The 25,827-nt window shown below is 61.9% G+C and carries 23 protein-coding genes and 2 pseudogenes; 11 read left to right on the top strand and 14 right to left on the bottom strand.

What is annotated here, in order from left to right; genetic code table 11:
• Positions 1-76: 76 nt before the first annotated feature.
• The 8 genes from hutH (LOY35_RS01885) to mdoH all read left to right on the top strand — a co-directional run bounded on the left by hutH (LOY35_RS01885) (position 77) and on the right by mdoH (position 11,733).
• Positions 77-1,600: a histidine ammonia-lyase gene (gene hutH / locus LOY35_RS01885; protein WP_258630053.1), complete on the top strand. Its 1,524-nt coding sequence runs from the start codon at positions 77-79 to the stop codon at positions 1,598-1,600.
• A gap of 131 nt (positions 1,601-1,731) precedes the next feature.
• Entirely contained in the window at positions 1,732-3,264 is a 1,533-nt protein-coding gene (gene hutH, locus LOY35_RS01890; protein ID WP_258630054.1) for a histidine ammonia-lyase, read from the top strand.
• A 100-nt stretch (positions 3,265-3,364) separates the two neighbouring features.
• Positions 3,365-4,567 carry an imidazolonepropionase gene (gene hutI, locus LOY35_RS01895; protein WP_258630056.1) on the top strand — a complete coding sequence of 401 codons (1,203 nt, stop codon included), beginning with the start codon at positions 3,365-3,367 and terminating at the stop codon, positions 4,565-4,567.
• Positions 4,568-4,578: 11 nt separating this feature from the next.
• The gene (gene hutG, locus LOY35_RS01900; RefSeq protein ID WP_258630057.1) at positions 4,579-5,382 is read left to right on the top strand and encodes an N-formylglutamate deformylase; all 804 of its coding nucleotides are present in this window, start codon (positions 4,579-4,581) and stop codon (positions 5,380-5,382) included.
• 289 nt (positions 5,383-5,671) lie between these two features.
• Positions 5,672-6,643 carry a prolyl aminopeptidase gene (gene pip / locus LOY35_RS01905; RefSeq protein WP_258630059.1) on the top strand — a complete coding sequence of 324 codons (972 nt, stop codon included), beginning with the start codon at positions 5,672-5,674 and terminating at the stop codon, positions 6,641-6,643.
• Positions 6,640-7,077, top strand: a complete 438-nt coding sequence (dtd, locus tag LOY35_RS01910; protein ID WP_258630060.1) for a D-aminoacyl-tRNA deacylase — start codon at positions 6,640-6,642, stop codon at positions 7,075-7,077. The genes pip and dtd overlap by 4 nt, the downstream gene beginning before the upstream one ends.
• 350 nt (positions 7,078-7,427) lie before the next feature.
• The gene (locus LOY35_RS01915) at positions 7,428-9,170 is read left to right on the top strand and encodes a glucan biosynthesis protein (protein ID WP_408981179.1); all 1,743 of its coding nucleotides are present in this window, start codon (positions 7,428-7,430) and stop codon (positions 9,168-9,170) included.
• Positions 9,163-11,733, top strand: coding sequence for a glucans biosynthesis glucosyltransferase MdoH (gene mdoH / locus LOY35_RS01920; protein WP_258630063.1), 2,571 nt, complete (start codon positions 9,163-9,165; stop codon positions 11,731-11,733). Before LOY35_RS01915 ends, mdoH begins: the two co-directional genes overlap by 8 nt.
• Positions 11,734-11,812: 79 nt before the next feature.
• On the opposite strand, the gene LOY35_RS01925 is transcribed toward mdoH, so the two are convergent.
• The 13 genes and pseudogenes from LOY35_RS01925 to ubiE all read right to left on the bottom strand — a co-directional run bounded on the left by LOY35_RS01925 (position 11,813) and on the right by ubiE (position 23,004).
• Positions 11,813-12,184 carry a DUF6124 family protein gene (locus LOY35_RS01925; protein ID WP_258630065.1) on the bottom strand — a complete coding sequence of 124 codons (372 nt, stop codon included), beginning with the start codon at positions 12,182-12,184 and terminating at the stop codon, positions 11,813-11,815.
• 561 nt (positions 12,185-12,745) lie between these two features.
• Positions 12,746-13,609: a methyl-accepting chemotaxis protein gene (locus LOY35_RS28455; protein WP_408981236.1), complete on the bottom strand. Its 864-nt coding sequence runs from the start codon at positions 13,607-13,609 to the stop codon at positions 12,746-12,748.
• Positions 13,604-14,662: pseudogene (locus tag LOY35_RS28460) on the bottom strand (methyl-accepting chemotaxis protein); the annotation flags it as partial. The pseudogene LOY35_RS28460 and the gene LOY35_RS28455, both read right to left, overlap by 6 nt.
• A gap of 298 nt (positions 14,663-14,960) precedes the next feature.
• The gene (locus tag LOY35_RS01935) at positions 14,961-16,877 is read right to left on the bottom strand and encodes a methyl-accepting chemotaxis protein (protein WP_258630069.1); all 1,917 of its coding nucleotides are present in this window, start codon (positions 16,875-16,877) and stop codon (positions 14,961-14,963) included.
• Between the two features lie 89 nt (positions 16,878-16,966).
• Complete coding sequence (locus LOY35_RS01940) at positions 16,967-17,674, bottom strand: 16S rRNA (uracil(1498)-N(3))-methyltransferase (protein ID WP_258630071.1); 708 nt, start codon at positions 17,672-17,674, stop codon at positions 16,967-16,969.
• Entirely contained in the window at positions 17,671-18,477 is an 807-nt protein-coding gene (gene tatC / locus LOY35_RS01945; RefSeq protein WP_258630074.1) for a twin-arginine translocase subunit TatC, read from the bottom strand. The genes LOY35_RS01940 and tatC overlap by 4 nt, the downstream gene beginning before the upstream one ends.
• Positions 18,474-18,890, bottom strand: a complete 417-nt coding sequence (gene tatB, locus LOY35_RS01950) for a Sec-independent protein translocase protein TatB (RefSeq protein ID WP_258630077.1) — start codon at positions 18,888-18,890, stop codon at positions 18,474-18,476. The genes tatC and tatB overlap by 4 nt, the downstream gene beginning before the upstream one ends.
• Positions 18,891-18,900: 10 nt before the next feature.
• A complete protein-coding gene (locus LOY35_RS01955) occupies positions 18,901-19,179 on the bottom strand; it encodes a twin-arginine translocase TatA/TatE family subunit (RefSeq protein WP_258630080.1) in 279 nt (92 codons plus the stop codon).
• 24 nt (positions 19,180-19,203) lie between these two features.
• A complete protein-coding gene (locus LOY35_RS01960) occupies positions 19,204-19,536 on the bottom strand; it encodes a phosphoribosyl-ATP diphosphatase (RefSeq protein WP_047699744.1) in 333 nt (110 codons plus the stop codon).
• Positions 19,529-19,927 carry a phosphoribosyl-AMP cyclohydrolase gene (hisI, locus tag LOY35_RS01965; RefSeq protein WP_024779928.1) on the bottom strand — a complete coding sequence of 133 codons (399 nt, stop codon included), beginning with the start codon at positions 19,925-19,927 and terminating at the stop codon, positions 19,529-19,531. The genes LOY35_RS01960 and hisI overlap by 8 nt, the downstream gene beginning before the upstream one ends.
• 81 nt (positions 19,928-20,008) lie before the next feature.
• On the bottom strand, positions 20,009-21,613 hold the full coding sequence (gene ubiB, locus LOY35_RS01970) for a ubiquinone biosynthesis regulatory protein kinase UbiB (RefSeq protein ID WP_258630088.1): 1,605 nt from the start codon (positions 21,611-21,613) through the stop codon (positions 20,009-20,011).
• Positions 21,610-22,234 (bottom strand): annotated as a pseudogene (locus LOY35_RS01975) (SCP2 domain-containing protein). The gene ubiB and the pseudogene LOY35_RS01975 overlap by 4 nt, the downstream one beginning before the upstream one ends.
• Positions 22,234-23,004, bottom strand: a complete 771-nt coding sequence (gene ubiE / locus LOY35_RS01980; protein ID WP_024779926.1) for a bifunctional demethylmenaquinone methyltransferase/2-methoxy-6-polyprenyl-1,4-benzoquinol methylase UbiE — start codon at positions 23,002-23,004, stop codon at positions 22,234-22,236. Before ubiE ends, LOY35_RS01975 begins: the two are co-directional and overlap by 1 nt.
• A gap of 140 nt (positions 23,005-23,144) precedes the next feature.
• Here ubiE and LOY35_RS01985 point away from each other — a divergent pair, with 140 nt between their 5' ends.
• The 3 genes from LOY35_RS01985 (at position 23,145) to LOY35_RS01995 (ending at position 25,035) form a co-directional block, all read left to right on the top strand.
• Entirely contained in the window at positions 23,145-23,420 is a 276-nt protein-coding gene (locus LOY35_RS01985; protein ID WP_258630095.1) for a polyhydroxyalkanoic acid system family protein, read from the top strand.
• A gap of 246 nt (positions 23,421-23,666) precedes the next feature.
• Entirely contained in the window at positions 23,667-24,089 is a 423-nt protein-coding gene (locus LOY35_RS01990; protein ID WP_258630100.1) for a phasin family protein, read from the top strand.
• A gap of 10 nt (positions 24,090-24,099) precedes the next feature.
• Positions 24,100-25,035, top strand: a complete 936-nt coding sequence (locus tag LOY35_RS01995) for a phasin family protein (protein ID WP_258630102.1) — start codon at positions 24,100-24,102, stop codon at positions 25,033-25,035.
• Positions 25,036-25,206: 171 nt separating this feature from the next.
• Here the strand turns inward: LOY35_RS01995 and LOY35_RS02000 are convergent, their stop codons facing one another.
• Positions 25,207-25,827 (bottom strand): TetR/AcrR family transcriptional regulator, encoded by a 621-nt coding sequence (locus tag LOY35_RS02000; RefSeq protein WP_258630104.1) that lies wholly within the window; start codon positions 25,825-25,827, stop codon positions 25,207-25,209.

Below are 25,827 nucleotides of genomic sequence, written 5' to 3' on the forward strand. Positions count from 1 at the left end.
GGTTGCTTCGCAGCCCAGCGGGGATAAATCCCCTCGCCACAAATGTATTGGCAACTTTATTTGTATGAGGCTTTAGATGCCCCAGGCTGAAAAAATCATCATCGCCGACGCCCCCCTGCGTTGGCAGGACGTGGTCGCCGTCGCCCGCTTCGGTGCCGAGCTCGAGCTGTCGGCCCAGGCCTGGGCGCGGATCGACAATGCCCAGGCCATCGTCCAGCGCATCGTCGAAAGCGGCGAGCGCGCCTATGGCGTCAACACCGGCCTGGGCGCCTTGTGCAATGTTTCGCTCAAGGATGAACAACTCAGCCAGCTGTCGCGCAACACCCTGCTCAGCCATGCCTGTGGCGTGGGCGCGCCGCTGGCGGACGAACAGACCCGGGCGATTCTCTGCGCCGCGATCCTCAACTACAGCCAGGGCAAGTCCGGCATTCATCGTCGGGTGGTCGAGGCCTTGCTGGCGCTGCTCAATCGCGGCATCACCCCGCAAGTGCCGTCCCAGGGGTCGGTGGGTTACCTGACCCACATGGCCCACATCAGCATTGCGCTGCTGGGCGTCGGCCAGGTCAGCTATCGCGGCCAGATCGTTGCGACGCAACAGGCCCTGGCCGCGGAAGGCCTGCAACCGGTCCAGCTGGGGGCGAAGGACGGCCTGTGCCTGGTCAACGGTACGCCGTGCATGACCGGCCTCAGTTGTCTGGCCCTGGCCGATGCGACGCGGCTGGTGCAATGGGCCGATGTGATCGGCGCCATGAGTTTCGAGGCCCAGCGTGGGCAGATCGCCGCGTTCGACGCCGAGATCATCGCCCTCAAGCCACACCCCGGCATGCAGCAGGTCGGGGCCAATCTGCGGGCCTTGCTCGACGGCAGCGAAGTCATTGCCGCGAGCCTGGGCATTCGTACCCAGGATGCCTTGAGCATCCGCTCGATTCCCCAGGTACACGGCGCCGCTCGCGATCAACTGGCCCATGCCCGGCAGCAGATCGAAACCGAACTCAACGCCGCCACCGATAACCCGCTGTTGCTGGGTACGCCGGATAACTTCCGGGTCATGTCCCAGGCCAATCCCCACGGCCAGTCGGTTGCCTTGGCGGCGGATCTGCTGGCGATTGCCATGGCGGAAATCGGCTCTATCGCCGAGCGCCGTCTCGACCGGCTGATCAATCCGCACGTCAGTGGGCTGCCGGCCTTTCTGGTGGCCAACCCCGGCGTGAACTCGGGGATGATGATCGTGCAGTACGTCGCCGCCTCCTTATGCGCGGAGAATCGCCAATTGGCGCAACCGGCGGTACTGGATAATTACGTGACCTCGGGCTTGCAGGAAGATCACCTGAGTATGGGCACCAACGCGGCCCTGAAGCTGCACAGGGCGTTGGAAAACTGCACGCAGATTCTCGCCATCGAATACCTGTTGGCGGCCCAGGCCTTTGAGTTCCTCAAGGCGCAGCGCTTCGGCGCTGGCACCGACCTCGCCTGGAAACTGCTGCGCGAGCACGTGGCTGCCTATGACCAGGACCGCTGGCTGGCGCCGGACATTGCCAGCGCCGCCGGGCTCCTTAAAAACCCGAACCTGCTGCATAGCGTGTTACCGAATTTGCATTGATCAAAAAAGCGCCAGCGTGCCAAGGCACCTCTTGCCCATAAAGCATCGCTCAAAAAGCGGGGGTGACGGATAACGGAACATTCCGGAGCGACTGGCGGGTTAGAAAACAAAACTCTCAAAAGGAGCAATAAATGACTGCTTTAAACCTGATTCCCGGTCAATTGAGCCTGGCTCAATTGCGTGACATCTATCAGCAACCGGTGACCCTGAGCCTCGACGCCAGCGCTTCGGCGCAGATCGAAGCCAGTGTGGCGTGCGTGGAGCAGATCCTCGCCGAGAACCGCACCGCCTACGGCATCAACACCGGTTTCGGCCTGCTGGCCTCGACCCGTATCGCCAGCGAAGACCTGGAAAACCTGCAGCGCTCCCTGGTGCTGTCCCATGCCGCTGGCGTGGGTGTGCCGATCAGCGATGCGCTGGTGCGCTTGATCATGGTGCTCAAGGTCAACAGCCTGAGCCGGGGTTTTTCCGGTATTCGCCGGCAGGTGATCGATGCGCTGATCGCGCTGGTCAATGCCGAGGTCTATCCGCACATCCCCCTCAAGGGCTCGGTCGGGGCTTCCGGCGATCTGGCGCCGTTGGCCCATATGTCCCTGGTGCTGCTGGGCGAAGGCAAGGCGCGCTACAAAGGTGAATGGCTGCCGGCCGTCGACGCGTTGAAAGTCGCCGGCCTAGCGCCGCTGACCCTGGCCGCCAAAGAAGGCCTGGCACTGCTCAACGGCACCCAGGTATCCACCGCATTCGCCCTGCGCGGCCTGTTCGAGGGTGAAGACCTGTTTGCCGGTGCCCTGGCGCTGGGCAGCCTTACGGTAGAAGCCGTGCTCGGCTCCCGTTCGCCATTCGACGCGCGTATCCACGCCGCCCGTGGCCAGAAAGGCCAGATCGATGCCGCCGCTGCGTACCGCGACCTGCTGGGCGAGCGCAGCGAAGTGTCCGCTTCGCACCAGAACTGCGACAAGGTCCAGGATCCGTACTCCCTGCGTTGCCAGCCGCAAGTGATGGGCGCCTGCCTGACCCAGTTCCGCCAGGCGGCCGAAGTGCTGGTGATCGAGGCCAACGCTGTGTCGGATAACCCATTGGTGTTCGCCGCCGAGGGCGACGTGATTTCCGGTGGCAACTTCCACGCCGAACCCGTGGCGATGGCCGCCGACAACATGGCCCTGGCGATTGCCGAAATCGGCTCCCTGAGCGAGCGTCGCATTTCCCTGATGATGGACAAGCACATGTCGCAGTTGCCACCGTTCCTGGTGGGTAACGGCGGGGTCAACTCCGGCTTCATGATCGCCCAGGTCACCGCGGCTGCCCTGGCGAGTGAGAACAAGGCGCTGTCCCATCCTCATTCGGTGGACAGCCTGCCGACCTCCGCCAACCAGGAAGACCACGTGTCCATGGCCCCGGCCGCCGGCAAGCGCCTGTGGGAAATGGCCGAGAACACCCGTGGCATCCTGGCGGTGGAATGGCTGGCGGCTTGCCAGGGCCTGGATCTGCGCGGCGGCTTGAAGACGTCGCCGAAGCTGGAGCAGGCTCGCGGCCTCCTGCGTGCCGAAGTGCCGTTCTATGAAAAGGATCGGTTCTTTGCACCGGACATCAATGCCGCCAGTGAGCTGTTGGCGAGCCGTTGCCTGAACGAGCTGGTCATGGCGAACCTGTTGCCGAGCCTGTAAGGGCCCCATCGCGAGCAGGCTCGCTCCCACAGTGGAATGCGTACCCTGTGGGAGCGAGCCTGCCCGCGATTCGATACTGAATGAGACGAGGAAACCCGGGATGAAAACCCTCTGGCAAAACTGCCACGCCGCCACCATGGCCCAGGGCGTCTACTCGATCATCGAAGATGCCGCCATCGTCACTCAAGGCGAACACATCCACTGGATCGGCCCGCGCGCGGAACTGCCGGCCGGTGACTATCCGGCGGTCAACGACCTCAAGGGCGCCTGGGTCACTCCCGGCCTGATCGACTGCCACACCCACACGGTGTTCGGCGGTAACCGCAGCGGTGAATTCGAACAGCGCCTGCAAGGCGTCAGCTACGCCGAGATCGCCGCGTCGGGTGGCGGTATCGCCAGTACCGTGCGCGCCACTCGGGCCGCCAGTGAGGACGAACTGTTCAGCAGCGCTGCCAAACGCCTGAAAAGCCTGATGCGCGACGGCGTGACCACGGTGGAAATCAAGTCCGGTTACGGCCTGGACCTGGCCAACGAACGCAAGATGCTGCGGGTCGCCCGTCGTCTCGCTGCCGAACTGCCGGTCAGCGTGCGCAGCACCTGCCTGGCTGCCCACGCGTTGCCGCCGGAATACACCGACCGCGCCGACGACTACATCGAGCACATCTGCGCCGAAATGCTCCCGGCCCTGGCCGCCGAAGGGCTGGTGGACGCGGTGGATGCCTTCTGCGAATACCTGGCGTTTTCCCCGGCGCAGGTCGAGCGGGTGTTCGTCACTGCGCAGCAGTTGGGCCTGCCGGTGAAACTGCACGCCGAGCAATTGTCATCATTGCACGGTTCGAGCCTGGCGGCCCGTTACCAGGCGCTGTCGGCGGATCACCTGGAGTTCATGACCGAGGACGATGCCATCGCCATGGCTGAATCCGGCACCGTAGCGGTGTTGTTGCCGGGGGCGTTTTACTTCCTTCGGGAAACCCAACTGCCGCCGATGGACGCCCTGCGCAAGCACGGCGTGAAGATCGCCGTGGCCAGCGACCTCAACCCCGGCACCTCGCCGGCGCTGTCGGTGCGCCTGATGTTGAACATGGCCTGCACCTGCTTCCGGATGACCCCGGAAGAAGCCCTGGCCGGCGCAACGATCCACGCCGCCCAGGCCTTGGGCATGGCCCGGACCCATGGTTCGCTGGAGGTCGGCAAGGTGGCGGATTTTGTCGCCTGGCACATCGACCGTCCGGCCGACCTTGCGTACTGGCTGGGTGGTGAACTGGAAAAACGCGTCGTGCGTCACGGCGTTGAAATCGCTTGAGGAGAATGCTTGTGGAGAAGGTCCTGAATTTCACCCAGGGACGCGTGCCGTTGTTGATCAGCATGCCCCACGCCGGCCTGCGCCTGACCCCGGCGGTGAAGACCGGGTTGATCGATGAAGCCCAGAGCCTGCCGGACACCGACTGGCACATTCCCAGGCTCTACGATTTTGCCGCTGAGCTGGGCGCCAGCACCCTGTCCGCCGAGTACTCACGGTTCGTCGTCGACCTGAACCGCCCCTCCGACGATACGCCGATGTACGTCGGCGCCACCACCGGCCTGTACCCGGCAACGCTATTTGATGGCGTGCCGTTGTTTCGCCAAGGACTGGAGCCCTCTGCCGAGGAACGGGCCACGTACCTGCAGCAGATCTGGATGCCATATCACCAGACACTGCAACAGGAGCTGGCGCGGCTCAAGGCCGAGTTCGGCTACGCCTTGTTGTTCGACGCCCATTCGATTCGTTCGGTGATCCCGCACCTGTTCGACGGCAAGCTGCCAGACTTCAATCTCGGTACCTTCAACGGCGCCAGCTGCGACCCGGTGCTGGCGAGCCAGCTCGAAGCCATCTGTGCCCGTCACGGCGCGTTCACCCATGTGCTCAATGGGCGTTTCAAAGGCGGACACATCACCCGGCAATACGGCAACCCGGCCGAGAACATCCATGCGGTGCAGCTGGAACTGTGCCAGAGCACCTACATGGAAGAGTTCGAGCCGTTCAACTATCGGCCAGACCTGGCGGCCCCGACCCGGGTGGTCATCCGGGAGCTGCTCGAGGGGCTGCTGGCCTGGGGGCAGGCGACGCACGGTAAATAAAAGTCATTGCAACCCCCCTGTGGCGCAATTCGCTCACTGTTGGGGCCGCTGCATGACCCTGTGGCGAGGGGATTTATCCCCGCTGGACTGCGCAGCAGTCCCAAATCGTCGGCGCAACTCGCTCATTGTGGGGGCCGCTGCGCGACCCAACGGGGATAAATCCCCTCGCCACAGGGTTCTGTATTGTTTGGGCGGGGGCATGCTCATTAAGGTAATTCGGGTTTATGATGCCGGACGGCAGATTAAATAGAGTCCCTACAGGGATGACTCGACCCTTACGGAGCGCCCAATGCAGACTTTGTACCCGCAGATCAAACCCCATGCCCGGCACGATCTGGCTGTCGATGACACCCACACGCTCTATGTCGATGAAAGCGGCTCTCCGGAAGGCCTGCCGGTGGTGTTCATTCATGGCGGGCCGGGGGCGGGTTGCGATGCACAGAGCCGTCGCTACTTCGATCCGAACCTGTACCGCATCGTCACTTTCGATCAGCGCGGCTGTGGTCGTTCCACTCCCCATGCCAGCCTGGAAAACAACACCACCTGGGATCTGGTCGAAGACCTGGAGCGCATCCGCAAGCACCTGGGCATCGAGAAATGGGTGCTGTTCGGCGGCTCCTGGGGCTCCACCCTGGCCCTGGCCTACGCCCAGACTCATCCGGAGCGGGTCCATGGCCTGATCCTGCGCGGCATCTTTCTCTGCCGCCCCCAGGAGATCGAGTGGTTCTATCAGGCCGGCGCCAGTCGCCTGTTCCCCGATTACTGGCAGGATTACATTGCGCCCATTCCCCAGGACGAGCGCGACGACCTGCTCGGCGCCTTCCACAAGCGCCTGACCGGCAATGACCAGATCGCCCAGATGCACGCGGCCAAGGCCTGGTCCATCTGGGAGGGTCGTACAGCGACCCTGCGTCCGAATCCGCTGGTGGTCGACCGCTTCTCCGAGCCGCAGCGTGCGCTGTCGATCGCCCGGATCGAATGCCATTACTTCACCAACAATGCCTTCCTCGAACCCAACCAGCTGATTCGCGACATGGGCAAGATCGCCCATTTGCCGGGCGTCATCGTGCATGGCCGCTATGACGTGATCTGCCCGCTGGACAACGCCTGGGAACTGCATCAGAACTGGCCCAACAGTGAACTGCAGGTGATCCGCGATGCGGGGCACGCGGCCTCGGAACCGGGTATTACCGACGCACTGGTGCGTGCCGCCGGGCAAATGGCCCGACGTCTGCTCGACCTGCCGCCCGAAGAAGCATGAAGGGGCTGTTGCAACGGGTCCGTGGCGCCCGGGTCGAGGTCGCGGGCGATATCGTGGGGGCCGTGGACCAGGGTTTGCTGGTCCTGGTGGCGGTCGAACCCGAGGATACCCGGGCCAGCGCCGACAAGCTGCTGCACAAGCTGCTTAACTACAGGGTGTTCAGTGACGCCGACGGCAAGATGAACCTGTCCCTGGCGGACGTCGGCGGTGGTTTGTTGCTGGTGTCGCAATTCACCCTGGCGGCGGACACCAAAAGCGGGTTGCGCCCGGGTTTTTCGACGGCAGCGCCTCCAGCGTTGGGAGAAGAGCTGTTCACCTACCTGGTCAGCCAGGCGAAAGAGGTGCATGGCACTGTGGCATCAGGTAGATTCGGCGCCGACATGCAGGTGCATCTGGTCAACGATGGCCCTGTAACCTTCTTGTTACAGGTCTGAAAGCGTTTGAAACACCTTTTCGGTCCTGTTTCGAGGTTAAACAGGGGGTTTTCTCGATAAATACTTCGTTGCCCCTGATGCGTTGTCACGCGGCCTGCTAGATAATCGCGCGCTACGGGGGATCGGCGTTCGCTGGTCCATTTGACTTAGGTAGAGACTTGTCCTGAGCCGTTTGGGGAATCATTTTGCCCCATCGGAGTCGGAACAATGCTCGCCAACTTGGCAAGGGTGCTCCGCAAGGTCGGTTTTTTAACGCCGTTACCACGCGGATACTTTATCTGGCCGTTGGTTTTTTGATCTGTTTTCGGCGAGGGTTGCTCGTGATTGTTAGTCCCTGTAATGCACCAAAAATGTCTGCCAAACGGTTGAAAAGCGCTCTGGTAGCGGGCTCGGCGCTGTTGTGCCTGCTCGGTGCGGGCCAACTGTGGGCATTCAGCCTGGATGATGTATCGGCGAAGGCTAAAGAGCTGGCCGGGCAAAAATTCGAAGCCCCGCGCAGCAACCTGCCGAACGAATTTCGCGACATGAAATTCGGCGACTATCAGAAAATCCGTTTCCGCACCGAAAAAGCCGAATGGGCCGACCAGAAGACACCGTTCAGGCTGTCGTTCTATCACCAGGGCATGCACTTCGATACGCCGGTGAAAATCAACGAAATCACCGCGACCAACGTCGAAGAGATCAAGTACGACCCGACGCGCTTCGATTTCGGCGACGTCCAGTTCGATCCAAAGTCCACCGAGCAATTGGGCTACGCGGGTTTCCGCGTGCTGTACCCGATCAACAAGGCCGACAAGCAGGACGAAATCATGACCATGCTGGGCGCGAGCTATTTCCGCGTCATCGGCAAGGGCCAGACCTACGGCTTGTCCGCCCGCGGCATGGCGATCGACACCGCGTTGCCGTCCGGTGAAGAATTCCCACGGTTTCGCGAGTTCTGGATCCAGCGCCCGAAACCGACCGACAAGCACCTGGTGATCTTCGCCCTGCTGGATTCGCCTCGGGCCACCGGCGCCTACCGCCTGACCCTGCGTCCGGGTACCGACACTGTCGTCGACGTGAAGGCGCGCATGTTCCTGCGCGACCGTGTCAACAAGCTGGGCGTTGCCCCGCTGACCAGCATGTTCCTGTTTGGCGCCAACCAGCCGTCCAAGGTGCTGAACTACCGCCGCGAGCTGCACGACTCCAGCGGCCTGTCGATCCATGCCGGCAACGGCGAGTGGATCTGGCGTCCGCTGAACAACCCGAAACACCTGGCCGTAAGCAATTTCTCGGTGGAAAACCCACGTGGTTTCGGCCTGCTGCAACGTGGTCGTGACTTCAGTCACTACGAAGACCTGGACGACCGCTACGACAAGCGTCCAAGCGCCTGGATCGAACCGAAAGGCGACTGGGGCAAGGGTTCTGTCGATCTGGTGGAAATCCCGACCGCCGATGAAACCAACGACAATATCGTTGCCTTCTGGAGCCCGGAAAAACTGCCTGAGCCCGGCCAGCCGCTGGATTTCGGCTACCGCCTGCACTGGACCCTCGACGAAGCCAGCCTGCACTCGCCTGACAGTGCCTGGGTCAAGCAGACCCTGCGTTCCACCGGTGACGTGAAGCAATCCAACCTGATTCGCCAGCCGGACGGCAGCGTGGCCTATCTGGTGGATTTCGAAGGCCCATCCCTGCAGGCATTGCCGGAAGACGCCGAAGTGCGTAGCCAGGTCAGCGTCGGCAATAACGCCGAGGTCGTCGAGAACAGCGTGCGCTACAACCCTGAAACCAAGGGCTGGCGCCTGACCTTGCGCTTGAAGATCAAGGATGCGAAGCAGGCCACCGAAATGCGCGCCGCGCTGGTTCGTCCGTTGACGCCTGTCGAAGCGCCAGCCGCGTCGCACTCCGTGACCGCCACACTGGCCAAAGCCGACAAGATCGCCAAGCAGCAAGGCGAAAAAGAAGCAGAGAAAGCAAAAGAACAAGCCAAAGAAGAAGCCAAGGCCGTCAAGGCATCCGACGCTGCTGAGGCGACCCCAACCCCGCAGGAACCGGAACCGACTGAACAAGTCCTGACCGAGACCTGGAGCTATCAGTTGCCAGCCGATGAGTAATACGCCAGTACCGCCAGAGACGCTCAGAGAATATCTGGCCCATTTGCCCATGACCGACCAGCAGCGCGCCGAGTTGGCGGGCTGCCAGTCCTTCAGCGAATTGCATGAACGTCTTTCGTCTTCGACCTTCGACGCTCCCACCGAGGCGGCGCAAGCCTCGGTGGGGCGTCGCCTGGTCCTGAGCACTGCCGAAGAGCTCGAGGATGCAGAGATGCTGGGGCTCGACTCCAGCGGTCGCGTGCGCCTGAAAGCCACGCCGCCGATTCGGCGGACCAAAGTCGTGCCGGAGCCATGGCGCACCAACATCCTGGTGCGCGGCTGGCGACGGATGACCGGCCGTACCAACCCGCCGAAGCCGCCCAAGGATGAGCGGGTGCTGCCCCATGCCCGCTGGCGAACCGTGGGTTCGATCCGTCGTTACATCCTGCTGATACTCATGCTCGGTCAGACCATCGTTGCCGGCTGGTACATGAAAGGCATCATGCCGTATCAAGGCTGGTCGTTCGTGGACCTGGATGAAGTCCTGCACCAGCCGTTGCTGCAGACGGCCACGCAAGTGCTGCCGTACGCCCTGCAAACCAGCATCCTGATCATGTTCGGGATCCTGTTCTGTTGGGTATCGGCCGGTTTCTGGACGGCGCTGATGGGCTTTCTGGAATTGCTCACCGGTCACGACAAGTACCGCATTTCCGGCGCCAGCGCCGGCAACGAACCGATCCCCAAGGACGCCCGCACCGCCCTGGTGATGCCGATCTGCAACGAAGACGTACCCCGTGTGTTCGCCGGCTTGCGCGCGACCTTCGAGTCGGTGAAGGCCACCGGTGACCTGGATCGTTTCGACTTCTTTGTGCTCAGCGACAGTAACGAGACCGATATCTGCGTCGCCGAACAGCAGGCCTGGCTGGACGTCTGCCGTGAAGCCGGTGGCCTGGGCAAGATCTTCTATCGTCGCCGCCGTCGTCGCGTGAAGCGCAAGAGCGGCAACCTCGACGACTTCTGCCGTCGTTGGGGCAGCGACTACAAGTACATGGTCGTGCTCGACGCCGACAGCGTCATGAGCGGCGAGTGCCTGACCAGCCTGGTGCGCCTGATGGAAGCCACGCCGGACGCGGGCATCATCCAGACCGCGCCAAAGGCCTCGGGCATGGACACGCTGTATGCGCGCATGCAGCAATTCGCCACCCGGGTGTACGGTCCGCTGTTCACCGCCGGCCTGCACTTCTGGCAGTTGGGGGAATCCCACTACTGGGGCCACAACGCGATCATTCGCATGAAGCCGTTCATCGAGCACTGCGCCCTGGCGCCGCTGCCGGGCAAAGGCGCATTCGCCGGTGCGATCCTGTCCCACGACTTCGTCGAAGCCGCGCTGATGCGCCGTGCCGGCTGGGGCGTGTGGATTGCCTATGACCTGCCGGGCAGCTACGAAGAATTGCCGCCGAACCTGCTGGACGAGCTCAAGCGTGACCGTCGCTGGTGTCACGGCAACCTGATGAACTTCCGGCTGTTCCTGGTCAAGGGCATGCACCCGGTGCACCGTGCGGTGTTCCTGACCGGGGTGATGTCCTACCTGTCGGCGCCCTTGTGGTTCTTCTTCCTGGTGCTGTCCACTGCGCTGCTGGCGGTGAACACACTGATGGAGCCGCAGTACTTCCTCGAGCCGCGCCAGCTGTATCCGCTCTGGCCGCAATGGCATCCGGAGAAGGCCATCGCCCTGTTCTCGACCACGATCGTGCTGCTGTTCCTGCCCAAGCTGTTGAGCATCGTCCTGATCTGGGCAAAAGGTGCGAAGGAGTTCGGTGGCAAGTTCAAGGTGACGGTATCGATGCTGCTGGAGATGTTGTTCTCCATGCTGCTGGCGCCGGTGCGGATGATTTTCCACACCCGTTTCGTGCTCGCCGCGTTCCTGGGCTGGGCCGCCACCTGGAACTCGCCGCAACGTGACGACGACTCGACGCCCTGGAGCGAAGCGGTCAAGCGCCACGGCCCGCAGACCCTGCTGGGCTTCTTCTGGGCACTGCTGGTGATCTGGTTGAACCCCAGCTTCCTGTGGTGGCTGGTGCCGATCGTCGGTTCGCTGATGCTGTCGATCCCGGTGTCGGTGATCTCCAGCCGTGTGGGCCTGGGCTTGAAGTCCCGTGATGAAAGCCTGTTCCTGATCCCTGAGGAATACTCGCCACCACAAGAGCTGGTGTCGACCGACCAGTACACCCACGAGAACCGCTGGCACGCCTTGAACGACGGCTTCATTCGCGCGGTGGTCGACCCTCAGCAAAACGCCCTGGCGTATGCGTTGGCGACGTCCCGACACGGCCAGGCCGAGCCGATCGAATGGCTGCGGGTCGAACGTGTTCGTCATGCCTTGAAGGTCGGCCCAAGCGAACTCAACAACGGCGAGCGACTGGCGCTGCTGAGCGATCCGGTGGCCCTGTCCCGACTGCACGAGCAGATCTGGAGCGAAGGCCATCCCGAATGGCTGGCGGCATGGCGCGCATCGGTCAAGGCCGATCCCCATGCACCGCTGCTGCCGCTTCAGCCGGTGAGTGCACAGACTCAAGTGGCCTGATGCGCAAAAAGCCCCGCTTCCCAAAAGGAAGCGGGGCTTTTTGTTGGGTGTCTTGTGAACACCACCCCTTGCCACAACATCACTCGGCTTCAGCTCGTGGGTCGACCCGATCCAGCGCCCGATTCGCCAGCAAACCACTCAACTCAATCAACTGCTGAAGGCCCAAGGCAAAATGCCGTCGCGAGCCTTCCAGCTCGAACGCCAGGTCGCTGGCCATGACATTGGCCGAAGCCAGGGTTTCGCTGAGGTTGGCCAACAGGCATTCGGTGTCGATGTCGTCCACAACGGTGAAGAGCTGGCCAGGGGGTGGTGCTTTCTCGGGTTCCGCGTGTTTCGGTTTCAGGTAGAAATCCAATGCCCGCTCGGTAGCTTCCTGGAGTTTTTCGGGGTCGAGACCGGTGTAGGAAGACGCAGGGTTTGTTTCTGGAGGATTGGGTGTGACCTTGAACATGGTAAAGCTCCTTGATTGATGGAGCCGCCACGATTCGCTGCGAAACGAAGAGAGGGTGGCAGCTGTACGCAGGTTCGCAGACCGGGAATCAAGGAACCCGGCATACCCGAAGGTATCCCGCGCACAGCCGCCATAACGATCCAGTAGACGAAAACAGCGCCAACTGAAAGGCAACGGTGGCGCAAGGCGCCTTGATAATTCCAGGCTGCGAAACCTGATCGCTGCATGATGCAACGACCCGCAAACGATAGAACCCAGACCCCCAGCGCACAAGCCGGCGGATTCTGGCGCAGTTGTAGGCAATGGCGCAAGACGATGTAGCCTTGCTCAACTCCGACAACAACACCCAATCCTGTGGGAGCGAGCCTGCTCGCGATGAACGATAACTCGGTCTGACAGAAGAACCGCGGCGCTTTCATCGCGAGCAGGCTCGCTCCCACAGGGGCGGAGTTGTCTGTGGGAGCAAGGCTTGCCCGCGATGAACGATAACGCGATCTGGCAGAAGGACCGCGTCGACTTCATCGCCAGCAAGCTCTGCTCCCACCCGGGAGGGAGGATTGTCTAGACCTTGAACTGCCCCACCAACGTCTGCAGATGAACACCGAGGCGTGCCAGTTCGGCGCTGGACGCGGCGGTTTCTTCGCTGGCGGCCGAGGTCTGTTCGGAGACGTCGCGCACGTTCAGCACGCTGCGGTTGATCTCTTCGGCCGTGGCGCTCTGCTGTTCGGCGGCGGCGGCGATCTGCTGGTTCATCGACTGGATGGCCGAGACCGTGCGGGTGATGTTTTCCAGGGAACTGCCGGCCCGGCGGGTGAGTTCGACGCTGCTGTCGGTCAGGCTGCGGCTGTTGTCCATGATGGTCGCAACCTTTTCGGTTCCGCTTTGCAGCCCGAGGATGAGTTCTTCGATCTCTTCGGTGGATTTCTGAGTGCGTTGGGCCAGGCTGCGGACCTCGTCGGCGACCACGGCGAAACCACGTCCGGCTTCACCGGCGCGGGCGGCTTCGATAGCGGCGTTGAGCGCCAGCAGGTTGGTTTGCTGGGCCACGGACTTGATTACGTCCAGCACGCTGCCGATCTTGTCGCTCTCGTGCTTGAGATGGCCCATCGCTTCGGTGGAGTTGCCGACTTCGTTGGCCAGGCGCTCGATCTGGGCGATGGCTTCGCCGACCACTCGCTCGCCTTCGCGAGCCTGCTGGTCGGCGGCGAGGGCGGCTTCGGAGGCTTCTTCGGCGTTGCGGGCCACATCCTGCACCGTGGCGGTCATTTCGTGCATGGCGGTGGCGACCTGATCGGTCTCGACCTTCTGGCTGTTCACCCCGGCGCTGGTTTGTTCGGTCACGGCCGAAAGCTGTTCGGCGGCGCTGGCAATCTGGATCACACCGTCTCTGATCCCGCCGACCAGCCCCCGAAGGCTGACGACCATCCGCTGCAAGCTGCCTTGCAGTTGGCCCATCTCGTCGCGACGGCTGACCTCGAGATTCTGGCTCAGGTCACCCGAGGCAACACGTTCTACGGCGATCAGCGTCTGTTGCAGCGGAACGACGATCTGCCGTGTGATCAACCATGCGGCAAGCAGGCCGAATGCCAGGGCCAGAAGGGCGACGAGGATCAAGGTATTCTTCGCTTGAGCCGTCTCCTGGCCGCGTTTTGCAACTTGCGAGACGGTCAGTTCATTGTTCAGTTCATTCAGGCGCGCGTCTTGATCCACCATTCTCTTCAGGGCAGCGGCGCTGGCAACTTGCGAGTCACGGAAAAGGCTGACGGCGGCGCGATACCCCTTGAGCGAATCGGTGGCTTGTTGCAGGTTGCCAATATGCTGTTCCGGCAGTTTGCCCGGCAGGCTTTCGAGGTTTTTCAGGGCGTCGTCGATGGCAGCCAGCGCCGGTTGTTCGGCTTCGCTCTTGCCACTGTAGGTGTAGCCGCGAACCTGGAAGCGTGCCTGCTGGATCAGTTTGCTCAGCTCTATCACGCTGTTGAACTGCGCGACGCTGTCGCCTTGCAGCAGTGATTTTTCAACTTCCGCGACCTTGGCCACGGCGTTGTCGGCGGTGGTACCGAGCTTGGACCTTGCCGATTCGCGGCTATCTGTCGCTTGCGTCAGGTCGTTAAAGGCGCGTTTGTACTCATCGACGATTGCCGCCTGCTGGTTGAACATCTGCTGGTCAACGGCTCGTACAAACTGTTTGAGAGCGGCTTGTACGCCCTCCTGGAGTTTGCCCAGAAGATCGTTGACGGCGGCGGGGCCTTGTTCACCGCGACGCATTTCGTATTCGAGGCGAGCGACTCTCAGTTCCTTGGCTGCCTCGTTGAGATGGGCGATGGTGGCCTGTTTGTCCGCACGACTGATCACGCTGCTCAGGCTGTTCCAGCCCGCAAAAGTGCTCAGGACCGTCATGAGCAAGACCAGGCCAAAACCGACACCCAGCTTGCGATTGACACTTACGTTTCCCAGCTTTTCGGTTAGCCAACTGAACATGCCGATACTCCCACGGACCTTTTTGTAGGTCTCATGAAAAGAGTATCGACCATGCCATGCCGATCTGTAGGAAATAGGTGAGGGATTGGATGAGAGGGCGTTTGCTCTTGTTGGTTATGAATCAGCCGCAAATCCGTCCACCGTGGGGGCAGCTTGCTCAGGCTCAACTCCCGACAACAGCAGCCAATCCTGTGGGAGCGAGCCTGCTCGCGATGAACGATAACGCGATCTTGCAGAAGGACCGCGTCGCCTTCATCGCGAGCAAGCTCAGCTCCCACAGGGGAAGGATTGTGTATCTCTAGACCTTGAACCGTCCCACCAGCGTCTGCAAATGAATGCCAAGTCGCGCCAGCTCGGCACTGGAGCTGGCGGTTTCTTCGCTGGCGGCGGAGGTTTGTTCGGAGACGTCGCGCACGTTCAATACGCTGCGGTTGATTTCCTCGGCCGTGGCGCTCTGCTGTTCGGCAGCGGCGGCGATCTGCTGGTTCATCGACTGGATGGCCGAGACCGTGCGGGTGATGTTTTCCAGGGAATCGCCGGCCCGGCGGGTGAGTTCGACGCTGCTGTCGGTCAGGCCACGACTGTTGTCCATGATGGTCGCGACCTGTTCGGTGCCGTTTTGCAGGCCAACGATCAGCTCCTCGATTTCCTCGGTAGACTTCTGGGTGCGCTGGGCCAGGCTGCGGACCTCATCTGCCACCACGGCGAACCCACGCCCGGCTTCACCGGCGCGAGCGGCTTCGATGGCGGCGTTGAGGGCCAGCAGGTTGGTCTGCTGGGCGACAGACTTGATCACGTCCAGCACGCTGCCGATTTTGTCGCTCTCGCGCTTCAGGTCACCCATGGCGGCGGTGGAGTTGCCGACCTCGTTGGCCAGGCGCTCGATCTGGGCGATGGCTTCGCCGACCACTCGCTCACCTTCGCGAGCCTGCTGGTCGGCGGCGAGGGCGGCTTCGGAGGCTTCTTCGGCGTTGCGGGCCACTTCCTGCACCGTGGCGGTCATTTCGTGCATGGCCGTGGCGACCTGATCGGTCTCGACCTTCTGGCTGTTGACCCCGGCGCTGGTCTGCTCGGTCACGGCGGAAAGCTGTTCAGCGGCGCTGGCGATCTGGGTAACGCCTTCGCTGATGCCACCGATCAACTGCCGCAGGCTCACGGTCATGCTGTGCATGGCGCGTTGCAGTTGGCCCATCTCGTCGCGACGCTCGGAGTTCAGGTTGTGGCTCAGGTCGCCAGCGGCTACCCGTTCGGCGACCAGCAGGGTCTGGCCGAGCGGGAGGACGATCTGCCGAGTGATGAATAGAGCGGCAATGACGCCGAACAACAGGGCCAGCGCGGCGGCAGCGATCAGGACGGTTTCGGCCTGGGCAACGTCGTGGTCACGCTTGGCTGTCTGGGATACGGTCAGCTTCTGGTTGGAGTCGATCAGCACCTGGCCTTGCTCGTTCATGCGCTGGAAAGCGGCACCGTTCTCGATCTGCGAGTCACGGAACTGCGCGACCGCCGCGCGGTACAGATTGAACGAATCGCTAGCCTGTTGCAGGTTGGCGGCATGTTCCTGGGGCAGTTGGTCCGGCAGCCGTGCCAGCAGCTTGAGCACGGCATCGATGGCCTCGAGGGCCGGCTGCTGGGCTTCGCTCTTGCCGCTGTAGGTGTAGCCGCGAACCTGGTAACGCGCTTGCTGGACCGCTTTGCTCAAGGTCACCACGCTGTTGAACGAGGTGACGTCACCGCCTTGCAACAGCGATTTCTCCACCTCGGCCACTCGGGCCACGGCATTGTCGGCGCTGGCGCCGAGCTTGCCGCGGGCATCTTCACGGCTGACGGTGGCGCGGGTCATTTCGGCAAAGGCGCTTTTGTATTCGGCCACGGCGGCCAGTTGCTTATCGATCATGGCCACATCGGCCGACTGTTCGAGCAACTGGCGAGCGGTCTTCAACCCGGCTTCAAGTTTGCCCAGCAGCTCGTTGACGGTTTGCGGACCTTTCTCGCCCCGCGTGGCATTGTAATCGCCGCTCGCCAGGCTCAAGTCCTTGCTCAAGTCGTTCAGACTGGCAATGAATCCCAGCTTGTCGCCCCGATTGATGACATTGCCCAAGCCGGACCAGCCGGTGAAGGCGATCATCAAGGTGAGAAACAACACCAGGCCGAAGCCGAAGCCGAGTTTGCGATTGACGCTTACGTTTCCCAGAGCCTGAGTAAACCACCGGAACATGCTGATACTCCCTTGAGGGACCAATTGGTTTTATGGGGAGGTATATCGGCGGCTTGGGCGGAATCTGTAGGACTTTTGCGGCGAGGGGGTCAGAACAGTCTTGCGAGCAATGCCGTAACGGCGGTCTCGACCCGCAGGATCCGTTCGCCAAGCTGCACCGGCTGCAAGCCAGCCTTGCCCAGCAGGTCGATTTCGTAAGGAATCCAACCGCCTTCGGGGCCAATCGCCAGCGTGACCGGTTCCGTCAGTGCCCGCGGGCAGGGCGGGTGGTCGCCAGGATGGCCAACCAGGCCCAGGGTGCCATTGGCGATGGTCGGCAGGCGATCTTCAACGAAGGGCTTGAAGCGTTTTTCGATGACGATCTCCGGCAGCACACTGTCCCGGGCCTGCTCCAGGCCGAGGATCAGTTGTTCGCGAATGGCCTCGGGCTCGAGGAAGGGTGTCTGCCAGAAGCTCTTCTCGACGCGATAGCTGTTGACCAGCACCACGCGCGGCACGCCCATGGTGGCAATGGTCTGGAACACCCGCCGGAGCATCTTCGGACGCGGCAGGGCCAGTACCAGCGTCAACGACAGCTTGGCCGGCGGTGGCTGGTCGAGGGTCACTTGCAGTTCGGCTTCACGAGCTTCCAGGCGCAGCACCTGGGCGGAGCCCATCAACCCACCGATGCGCCCGACCCGCAGGCTGTCACCGACGGCACTGCGGTGGACTTCCTGCATGTGGGTCAGGCGGCGATCACTGAGAATGACCCGGTCCGGCCCGATGAAATCGGCCTCTTCGAGCAGCAGCAGGTTCACGCTTGGGTCGCTGGCGGCTGGTCGTTGTGGTCGTCGACAGGTTGCTTGTCCGCCTGCTCCTCCGGCTGCTCACTGCGCTTGCGCACCAGGCCGCCGAACAGCACACCGATCTCGAACAGCAACCACATCGGTACCGCCAGCAGGGTCTGGGAGAAGATGTCCGGCGGGGTGAGGATCATGCCGACCACGAAACAGCCGATGATCACATATGGACGGATCTTCTTCAGGTACGCAACGTCGACCACGCCGATCCACACCAGCAACACCACTGCCACGGGAATTTCGAACGCCACGCCGAAGGCGAAGAACAGCGTCATGACGAAATCCAGGTAACTGGTGATGTCGGTCATCATCTCCACGCCGGCCGGGGTGGCGGCGGCGAAGAACTTGAAGATCAGCGGGAACACCAGGAAATAGGCGAAGGCCATGCCGGTGTAGAACAACAGGATGCTGGAGACCAGCAGTGGCACGGCGATGCGTTTCTCATGCTTGTACAGGCCCGGGGCGATGAAGCCCCAGATCTGATGCAGGATCACCGGGATCGCGAGGAACAGCGAGACCATCATCGTCAGCTTCAACGGTGTCAGGAACGGCGACGACACGTCGGTGGCGATCATGGTCGCGCCAGCCGGCAGATACTGTCGCAGGGGCGTGGAGACGAAGGTGTAGATCTGCTGGGTGAAGGCGAACAGCCCGGCGAAGATGATGAAGATTGCCGCCACGCAACGCAGCAGGCGGGTGCGCAACTCGGTGAGGTGCGATACCAGCGGCATCGGCTGATCGTTCTCTGGGATATTGCTCATGATGCTCGCGGTGGCTGTGTTGGGTCGTTGGGGGCCGGTGTCGGCGCCGTTGGGGCTGTCTCTGTTGGCTTGACTGGCGCAACCGGCACCGCTACGGGTTCGTCTACCGGTACCTGGGGCGCCGTTGCCTGTTCGGCCGTGGGCTGGACCGGCGTCGGCTCCTGCTGGGTCGGGGCAAGGATCTTGCGCGCTTCCTGCTCCAGGGACAGGATGTGCTCGTTGTGAAGTTGCCGACGGATCTCGTCGGCACCGATTTCACGTTCAACTTCCTGTTTGATCGCATTGAAGCTGCGCTTCAGGCGTCCGATCCAGAGACCGGCGGTGCGCGCAGCACCCGGCAGGCGCTCGGGGCCCAGTACCAGCAGGGCGACGAGGCCGACGAGCAGCAGTTCAGTGAAGCTGATCCCAAACATTAGTCAGTGCTCACGAGTCTTTGCGGGTCGGCTCTTCGACTTTCTGTGCCTGCACATCGATGGTGTGCGGCGCATCTACCGGCGGTGCTGCTTGAGGCGGTACCGGTTGGGCCGGCTGCGCAGGGGCTGCCGCCGGGTCGGCCGGTTTCTCGTCGTCGTTCATGGCCTTGCGAAAGCCCTTGATCGATTCGCCGACATCGGTACCCAGGTTCTTCAACTTCTTGGTCCCGAACACCAGCACCACGACAACCAGGATGACGATCCAGTGTTTCCAGTCAAAAATACCCATGTGGCTATTCCTCTCGATAATTGATCAGGCGGACGGGCGCGAGGCTTTCTCGACGTGCCCGGACAGACCGAAGCGCCGGTCCAGTTCATCCAGCACAGCCTGCGGGTGCTGCCCCAGTTGAGCGAGCATGACCAGGCTGTGGAACCACAGATCGGCGGTCTCGTAGATCACGTCGCTGCAGTCACCGCTGACAGCGGCGTCCTTGGCGGCGATGATGGTCTCGACCGATTCCTCGCCGACTTTCTCCAGAATCTTGTTCAGGCCCTTGTGGTACAGGCTCGCGACATAGGAACTGTCGGCCGCTGCGCCTTTGCGCTCTTCCAGCACCTGGGCCAGGCGGGTCAGGGTATCACTCATGGGTATGTCCTGAATAAATGGCATGCGGGTCCTTGAGCACCGGATCGACGGTTTTCCAGTCGCCGTTCTCGAAGACGCGATAGAAGCAGCTTTGGCGGCCGGTGTGACAGGCAATCTCGCCGACCTGTTCGACCATCAGGATGATGACGTCGCCGTCGCAGTCCAGGCGCATTTCATGCAGATGCTGCACGTGGCCGGACTCTTCGCCCTTGCGCCACAGCTTGCCACGGGAACGTGACCAATAGATGGCGCGGTTCTCGCTGGCGGTCAGGGCCAGGGCTTCGCGGTTCATCCAGGCCATCATCAGCACGCGCCCGGTCTTGTGATCCTGGGCGATGGCCGGCACCAGACCGTCAGCGTCCCACTTGATTTCGTCCTGCCAGTTTTTCATCTTCGACTCCGACCATGGACCTTGCACCTCAAATCGGTGGGCCCAGCGTTGAAACAGTGTGCCAGTGCGAACCGGTGCTGGCTATCGACGAACGACCAGATACAAACCGACGATCACCATCGCGGCGGCGGGCCAATGCCCCAGTTCGCTCAATGGTCCGCCGGCCGCCAGTACCGCGCCGCCACCCAGGTGGGCAGCGCCGAGCAGGCGCAGCAACCAGTCGTCCTTGCGGCGTTTCCATGGTGGGGCGGGGTCCTGGGCGTGGGGCTGGGACATGCGCTCGAGCAGGTCGCGGGTCATGTTGGCCAGGTGCGGGATCTGCTCGAACTGGCTCTGCACGTTGCCCAGCAGGGCCTTGGGGCTGACACGCTCGCGCATCCAGCGTTCGAGGAAGGGCTGGGCGGTGTTCCACAGGTCCAGGTCGGGGTACAACTGGCGACCGAGGCCCTCGATGTTCAACAGGGTTTTCTGCAACAGCACCAGTTGTGGCTGAACCTCCATGTTGAAGCGACGCGCGGTCTGGAACAGGCGCATCAGCACCTGGCCGAAGGAAATATCTTTTAACGGTTTTTCGAAGATCGGCTCACACACCGTGCGGATTGCCGCCTCGAATTCGTTGAGCTTGGTCTCGGCCGGTACCCAGCCGGAATCGATGTGCAGTTGTGCGACGCGGCGGTAGTCGCGTTTAAAGAACGCGAACAGGTTGCGGGCCAGGTAATCCTGGTCTTCGGGTGTCAGGCTGCCAACGATGCCGCAGTCGATGGCAATGTATTGCGGGCTCCACGGCTGCACGGTGCTGACGAAGATGTTGCCGGGGTGCATGTCGGCGTGGAAGAAGCTGTCGCGGAACACCTGGGTGAAGAAGATTTCCACGCCGCGCTCGGCGAGCATCTTCATGTCGGTGCGCTGGTCGGCCAGGGTCGCCAGGTCGGTGACCTGGATGCCGTAGATGCGCTCCATCACCAGGACTTTGGGACGGCACCAGTCCCAATAGACCTGCGGCACATACAGCAGCGGCGAGCCTTCGAAGTTGCGGCGCAACTGGCTGGCGTTGGCGGCCTCGCGCAGCAGGTCGAGTTCGTCGTAGATGGTTTTCTCGTAATCCAGCACCACGTCGACCGGGTGCAGCAGGCGCGCATCGGCGGACAGTCGCTCGGCGGCGCGGGCGAGAATGAACAGCCACGCCAGGTCCTGGGCGATGATCGGCTTGAGGCCCGGGCGAATGACCTTGACCACCACTTCTTCGCCGCTCTTGAGCTGCGCGGCGTGAACCTGGGCCACGGAAGCCGAAGCCAGGGGCTCGACATCGAAGCGGCTGAAGACTTCGCTGATCGTCCTGCCCAGTTGCTCCTCGATCAAGGCTACCGACAGCTTGGAATCGAACGGTGGCACGCGGTCTTGCAGCAGCATCAGTTCGTCGGCGATGTCTTCGGGCAACAGGTCGCGGCGGGTCGAGAGGATCTGCCCGAACTTGATGAAGATCGGTCCCAGGTCTTGCAAGGCCAGGCGCAGGCGGGCGCCACGGCTCAAGTCCAACGTCCGCCGGGGGAACCAGCGCCACGGCAGCGCGAAACGCAGTGCCAGCAGAAACCAGGGCAGAGGCAGGGCGAACAGCAGGTCATCGAGGCGGTAACGGATCACGACGCGCTGGATGCGCAACAAACGGCGGACGGCAAGCAGCTTCATGCGTTATCGCTTGGTTTCAAGGGATCGGGAAAGGCGCTCGAAACGCGCCTCAAGGCGTTCCAGATCAAGTTTGATCCGGTCCAGTTCACTAAAACGGGCTTCGGCTTCGCGTTTTCCTACGAGCGTACGCGATTCTTCGGCCAGGTATTCACTCAGATTCTGCCCCAGGCTGGCAAACCCCTGCCGATACCAGCGTGTGCGACTGCGCAAATGGCCGCTGATCAACTGGGTGGCCACCGGGCCGAGCCAGCGGGACAGCTCGTATTCCCAGTCCAGCTCCAGGTCCTGCAGGATGGCCGCGAGGTCCAGCAGCACGCCGCTGTCGCCTTCGAGCTCGACGTCGGGGCTGTGCAACACCGCCGTCTTGTCCTTGCTCAGGGCCAGGTTCAACAGGCTCGTGGCCGGGGCGCGCAGGGTGCAATCCGCCTCGGCTTCCCAATGAGAGGCAAGCATCAGGCCTTCGTCGCTGGGCAGGATAAACAACTGCAACGCCGGGCTGCGGCAGTCGACGGCAATCACCTTGCCGCCCAGATGTGCCAGGCGCGCCAGCGCCGTGCTGTCCAGGCGCAATACCCGGTTGATGCCGAGTTCGACGCTGGCGAGCAGGCCGGCGAGCAGCATCAGGGTTTGATTCCGCGGTGCAGGGCCACGATACCCGAGGTCATGTTGTGGTAGGTCACGCGGTCGAAACCGGCCTCGACCATCATCGACTTCAGGGTCTCCTGGTCCGGGTGCATGCGGATCGATTCGGCCAGGTAGCGATAGCTTTCCGCATCGTTGGTAATCAGCTTGCCCATCAGCGGCATGAAAGCGAACGAGTAGGCGTCGTAGGCCTTGGACATCAGCGCGTTGGTGGGCTTGGAGAATTCCAGCACCAGCAGGCGGCCACCGGGCTTGAGCACCCGCAGCATCGAGCGCAGGGCGTCTTCCTTGTGGGTAACGTTGCGTAGGCCGAAGGCGATGGTCACGCAATCGAAATGGTTGTCCGGGAACGGCAGTTTCTCGGCGTCGGCCTGGACGAACTCGACATTGCCAGCCACGCCCAGGTCCAGCAGGCGGTCGCGACCGACCTTGAGCATGGATTCGTTGATGTCGGCGAGCACCACATGGCCGGTCGGTCCGACGATGTGGGAGAACTTCTTCGTCAGGTCGCCCGTGCCGCCAGCGATGTCCAGCACGCGATTGCCGCTGCGCACGCCCGACAATTCGATTGCGAAGCGCTTCCACAGACGGTGCATGCCGCCCGAGAGCAGATCGTTCATCAAGTCGTATTTGGCGGCTACCGAGTGGAAAACCTCAGCGACTTTTTCCGCCTTCTGGCTTTCCGGCACGTTCTTGAAGCCGAAGTGAGTGGTGGGTTCGGCATCGCTGCCTTTGCGCTGATCAGTCATATCGCTGTCACCAAAAAAGAATGCGGGACATTCTAATCCCGGTGGAGGGCTTTGTCTTGGCAAGGCTGAAGGTAAGATGAACCACCGCCGGGACGTTTTGACGCAGTCCGGGCAATTGCCGATATAACAGGAGTCAGCAAATGGCCAAAATCAGTGTTGAGCGTACCCATGATCTGGGCAAGGAAGCGGCCCGCGCGAAGGCCGACCAGTTGGCGCAGAAATTATCCGACAGCTATGGCCTGAAGCCGCAGTGGGCAGGCGACACGCTGGAGTTCAAGGGGTCTGGAGTGGAGGGCAAGGTGGCGGTTGGCGAGGACCTGATCCGCGTCGACGTGAAGCTGGGCCTGTTGATGTCGGCCATGAGTGGAATGATCAAGACGGAAATCGAAAAGGCGCTGGACAAGGCGTTGGCCTGACACCGAACTCATGCTGGTACTCCCTCTGTGGGAGCGAGCCTGCTCGCGATAGCGGTGGGGCATTCAACGATGATGTTGACGGTGATATCGCCATCGCGAGCAGGCTCGCTCCCATAAGAAAGAAGTCAGTGCTTTCAAGATTGTGTGGCTTGTTAGGGTGCCGTTTCTAATTATTCTCCCTACTTTGTGCCTGAGCCCGTCCGCATGCGGGCAGTTCCTCCAACCCGTTTTCGAGTGAGGTGCACCATGGCCAAAGTTATTCTGAAGAAAAAAACCGACGTTGAATCTTCCACGCTTGGCGGCGTGAAAACGTACGCGCGCAAGATCTGGCTGGCGGGCCTGGGCGCATACGCCAAGGTCGGTCAGGAAGGCAGCGAGTACTTCCAGGAGTTGGTCAAGGCTGGCGAAGTAGTTGAAACCAAAGGTAAAAAGAACATTGCCGGAAAACTTGAAGCGGCCAACAGCGAACTGATTGAAGCCAGGGCCGACGTCAATACATTCAAGGCCCGGGTTGAAGTACAACTCGATAAAGTCGAGAAGGTATTCGACGCCCGTGTTGCAAGTGCCTTGAATCGTATCGGCATTCCGTCTAAACATGACGTTGAGGCACTCTCTGCCAAGCTCGATGAGCTGACGGCACTGCTCGAACGTGTGACGCGTAAACATTAAGGAGAACGGGATGGCTGGCAAAAAAACAACCGAAAAAGAAAGCAGCTCGTGGGCCGGGAAGATTGAAAAATATTCCCGCAAAATCTGGCTTGCTGGTTTAGGCGTGTACTCGAAGATCGACACTGACGGCAGCAAACTCTTCGAGTCCCTGGTTAAGGACGGCGAGAAGGCCGAAAAGCTCACCAAGACAGCGGTTGGCAAGCAAGTCGATGCCGCCAAGGACTCTGCCGGGTCCGCCAAGTCGCGAATGAGCGGCGTGAAGGATCGTGCAATGGGCAAGTGGGACGAACTGGAAGGGGCTTTCGACAAGCGCCTGAACAGTGCGATCTCTCGCCTTGGCGTGCCAAGCCGCAATGAAGTCAAGGCACTGCACAGCAAGGTCGACACCCTGACCAAACAGATCGAGAAACTCACCGGGGCCAAGGTCGCACCGGTGGCAGCCAAGACTGCAGCGGCCAAGCCGGCCACCAAGACAGCAGCCAAGCCATTGGTTAAAGCAGCGGCAAAAGCCGTTGCCAAACCTGCGGTGAAAGCCGCGGCCAAGCCTGTGGCAAAAACCGCTGCGGCCAAGCCTGCAGTCAAGGCAGCGGCCAAGCCGGTAGCGGCTAAAGCGGCAGCCAAGCCTGCCGCGAAGACTGCGGCGAAACCTGCGGCAAAAACCGCGGCGGCCAAACCAGTTGCGGCCAAACCGGCAGCGAAACCCGCGGCCAAACCAGCAGTCAAGGCAGCGGCCAAGCCGGCAGTAAAAGCGGCAGCCAAACCTGCCGCCGCGAAGAAGCCTGCCGTGAAGAAAGCGGCTGCGCCAAAAGCAGCGGCACCCAAGGCTCCGGCAGCCGTCGCAAAACCGGCCACCCCGACGAGCACGGCAAACTCCGTCTCGGCGCCGACCCCGGTGGCCACCCCGACTCCAGCGCCGGCTCCATCGACGCCTACCAGTCAGTCCTGATTTTTCAGGGCACACAAGAAAACGCCCGGCCTGTGAAGGTCGGGCGTTTTTGTTCATGAGTGTCACAGGGCCCTTGTGGGAGCGAGCCTGCTCGCGATAGCGGTGCATCAGTGACATCCATGCTGCTGATCCAACGCCTTCGCGAGCAGGCTCGCTCCCACAGGGGAAGGGTTATTCGTGGTCTTCCAGATACCGCAACGCCAACCGTTCGGTCGCTACCTTGGCCGCCGGCAGCAAGTGCGGGGCCACCAGCATCATGATCTGATAGACCACCAGCCGCACCTCTCCTTGGCGATCAAGAATCCGCTGGTAGTCCAGCGAGAACAGCAACGTCAGAGTGATCTGTTCCACCAGTTGCCCCAGGGCCTGGGTGCCGCTGACCAGGAATCCCTGGGCCTTGAGTTGCGCCAGCAGGGACGCCAGGGTGCGCTTCAGGGCATTGAGCAACTGGCGGATACCCTTGGCCAGTTTCGGCAGACGCCCGGCCAGGTTCGACAAGTCCTGGAAGAGGAACCTGTATTGGGCCAGGCGTTCGACGATCAGGTGCAGGAACAACCAGTAATCCTCCGGCGCCAGTTGCGCGTCGGCGGGGGGATCCAGCAGCGGTGACAGTGCTGCCTGGAAGTGCTCGAACAGCCCAAGGACAAGGGGTTCCTTGCCATGGAAGTGGTAATAGAGATTGCCGGGGCTGATGCCCATTTCATTGGCGATCTCCAGGGTAGAGACGTTCGGTTCGCCCTTTTCATTGAACAGATGCAGGGCGCATTCAAGAATGCGGTCGCGGGTTTTCAT

It is taken from the genome of Pseudomonas sp. B21-028, assembly GCF_024749045.1.
In the GTDB taxonomy this organism is placed as follows: Bacteria; Pseudomonadota; Gammaproteobacteria; order Pseudomonadales; family Pseudomonadaceae; genus Aquipseudomonas.

Bases quoted from the DNA above. Each gene is read 5' to 3' on its own strand.
- hutH (WP_258630053.1), top strand. From the start codon at position 77: ATGCCCCAGGCTGAAAAAATCATCATCGCCGACGCCCCCCTGCGTTGG.
- hutH (WP_258630054.1), top strand. From the start codon at position 1,732: ATGACTGCTTTAAACCTGATTCCCGGTCAATTGAGCCTGGCTCAATTG.
- hutI (WP_258630056.1), top strand. From the start codon at position 3,365: ATGAAAACCCTCTGGCAAAACTGCCACGCCGCCACCATGGCCCAGGGC.
- pip (WP_258630059.1), top strand. From the start codon at position 5,672: ATGCAGACTTTGTACCCGCAGATCAAACCCCATGCCCGGCACGATCTG.
- dtd (WP_258630060.1), top strand. From the start codon at position 6,640: ATGAAGGGGCTGTTGCAACGGGTCCGTGGCGCCCGGGTCGAGGTCGCG.
- LOY35_RS01915 (WP_408981179.1), top strand. From the start codon at position 7,428: ATGTCTGCCAAACGGTTGAAAAGCGCTCTGGTAGCGGGCTCGGCGCTG.
- mdoH (WP_258630063.1), top strand. From the start codon at position 9,163: ATGAGTAATACGCCAGTACCGCCAGAGACGCTCAGAGAATATCTGGCC.
- LOY35_RS01925 (WP_258630065.1), bottom strand. From the start codon at position 12,184: ATGTTCAAGGTCACACCCAATCCTCCAGAAACAAACCCTGCGTCTTCC.
- LOY35_RS28455 (WP_408981236.1), bottom strand. From the start codon at position 13,609: ATGGTCGTCAGCCTTCGGGGGCTGGTCGGCGGGATCAGAGACGGTGTG.
- LOY35_RS01935 (WP_258630069.1), bottom strand. From the start codon at position 16,877: ATGTTCCGGTGGTTTACTCAGGCTCTGGGAAACGTAAGCGTCAATCGC.
- tatC (WP_258630074.1), bottom strand. From the start codon at position 18,477: ATGAGCAATATCCCAGAGAACGATCAGCCGATGCCGCTGGTATCGCAC.
- tatB (WP_258630077.1), bottom strand. From the start codon at position 18,890: ATGTTTGGGATCAGCTTCACTGAACTGCTGCTCGTCGGCCTCGTCGCC.
- LOY35_RS01955 (WP_258630080.1), bottom strand. From the start codon at position 19,179: ATGGGTATTTTTGACTGGAAACACTGGATCGTCATCCTGGTTGTCGTG.
- LOY35_RS01960 (WP_047699744.1), bottom strand. From the start codon at position 19,536: ATGAGTGATACCCTGACCCGCCTGGCCCAGGTGCTGGAAGAGCGCAAA.
- hisI (WP_024779928.1), bottom strand. From the start codon at position 19,927: ATGAAAAACTGGCAGGACGAAATCAAGTGGGACGCTGACGGTCTGGTG.
- ubiB (WP_258630088.1), bottom strand. From the start codon at position 21,613: ATGAAGCTGCTTGCCGTCCGCCGTTTGTTGCGCATCCAGCGCGTCGTG.
- ubiE (WP_024779926.1), bottom strand. From the start codon at position 23,004: ATGACTGATCAGCGCAAAGGCAGCGATGCCGAACCCACCACTCACTTC.
- LOY35_RS01985 (WP_258630095.1), top strand. From the start codon at position 23,145: ATGGCCAAAATCAGTGTTGAGCGTACCCATGATCTGGGCAAGGAAGCG.
- LOY35_RS01990 (WP_258630100.1), top strand. From the start codon at position 23,667: ATGGCCAAAGTTATTCTGAAGAAAAAAACCGACGTTGAATCTTCCACG.
- LOY35_RS01995 (WP_258630102.1), top strand. From the start codon at position 24,100: ATGGCTGGCAAAAAAACAACCGAAAAAGAAAGCAGCTCGTGGGCCGGG.
- LOY35_RS02000 (WP_258630104.1), bottom strand. From the start codon at position 25,827: ATGAAAACCCGCGACCGCATTCTTGAATGCGCCCTGCATCTGTTCAAT.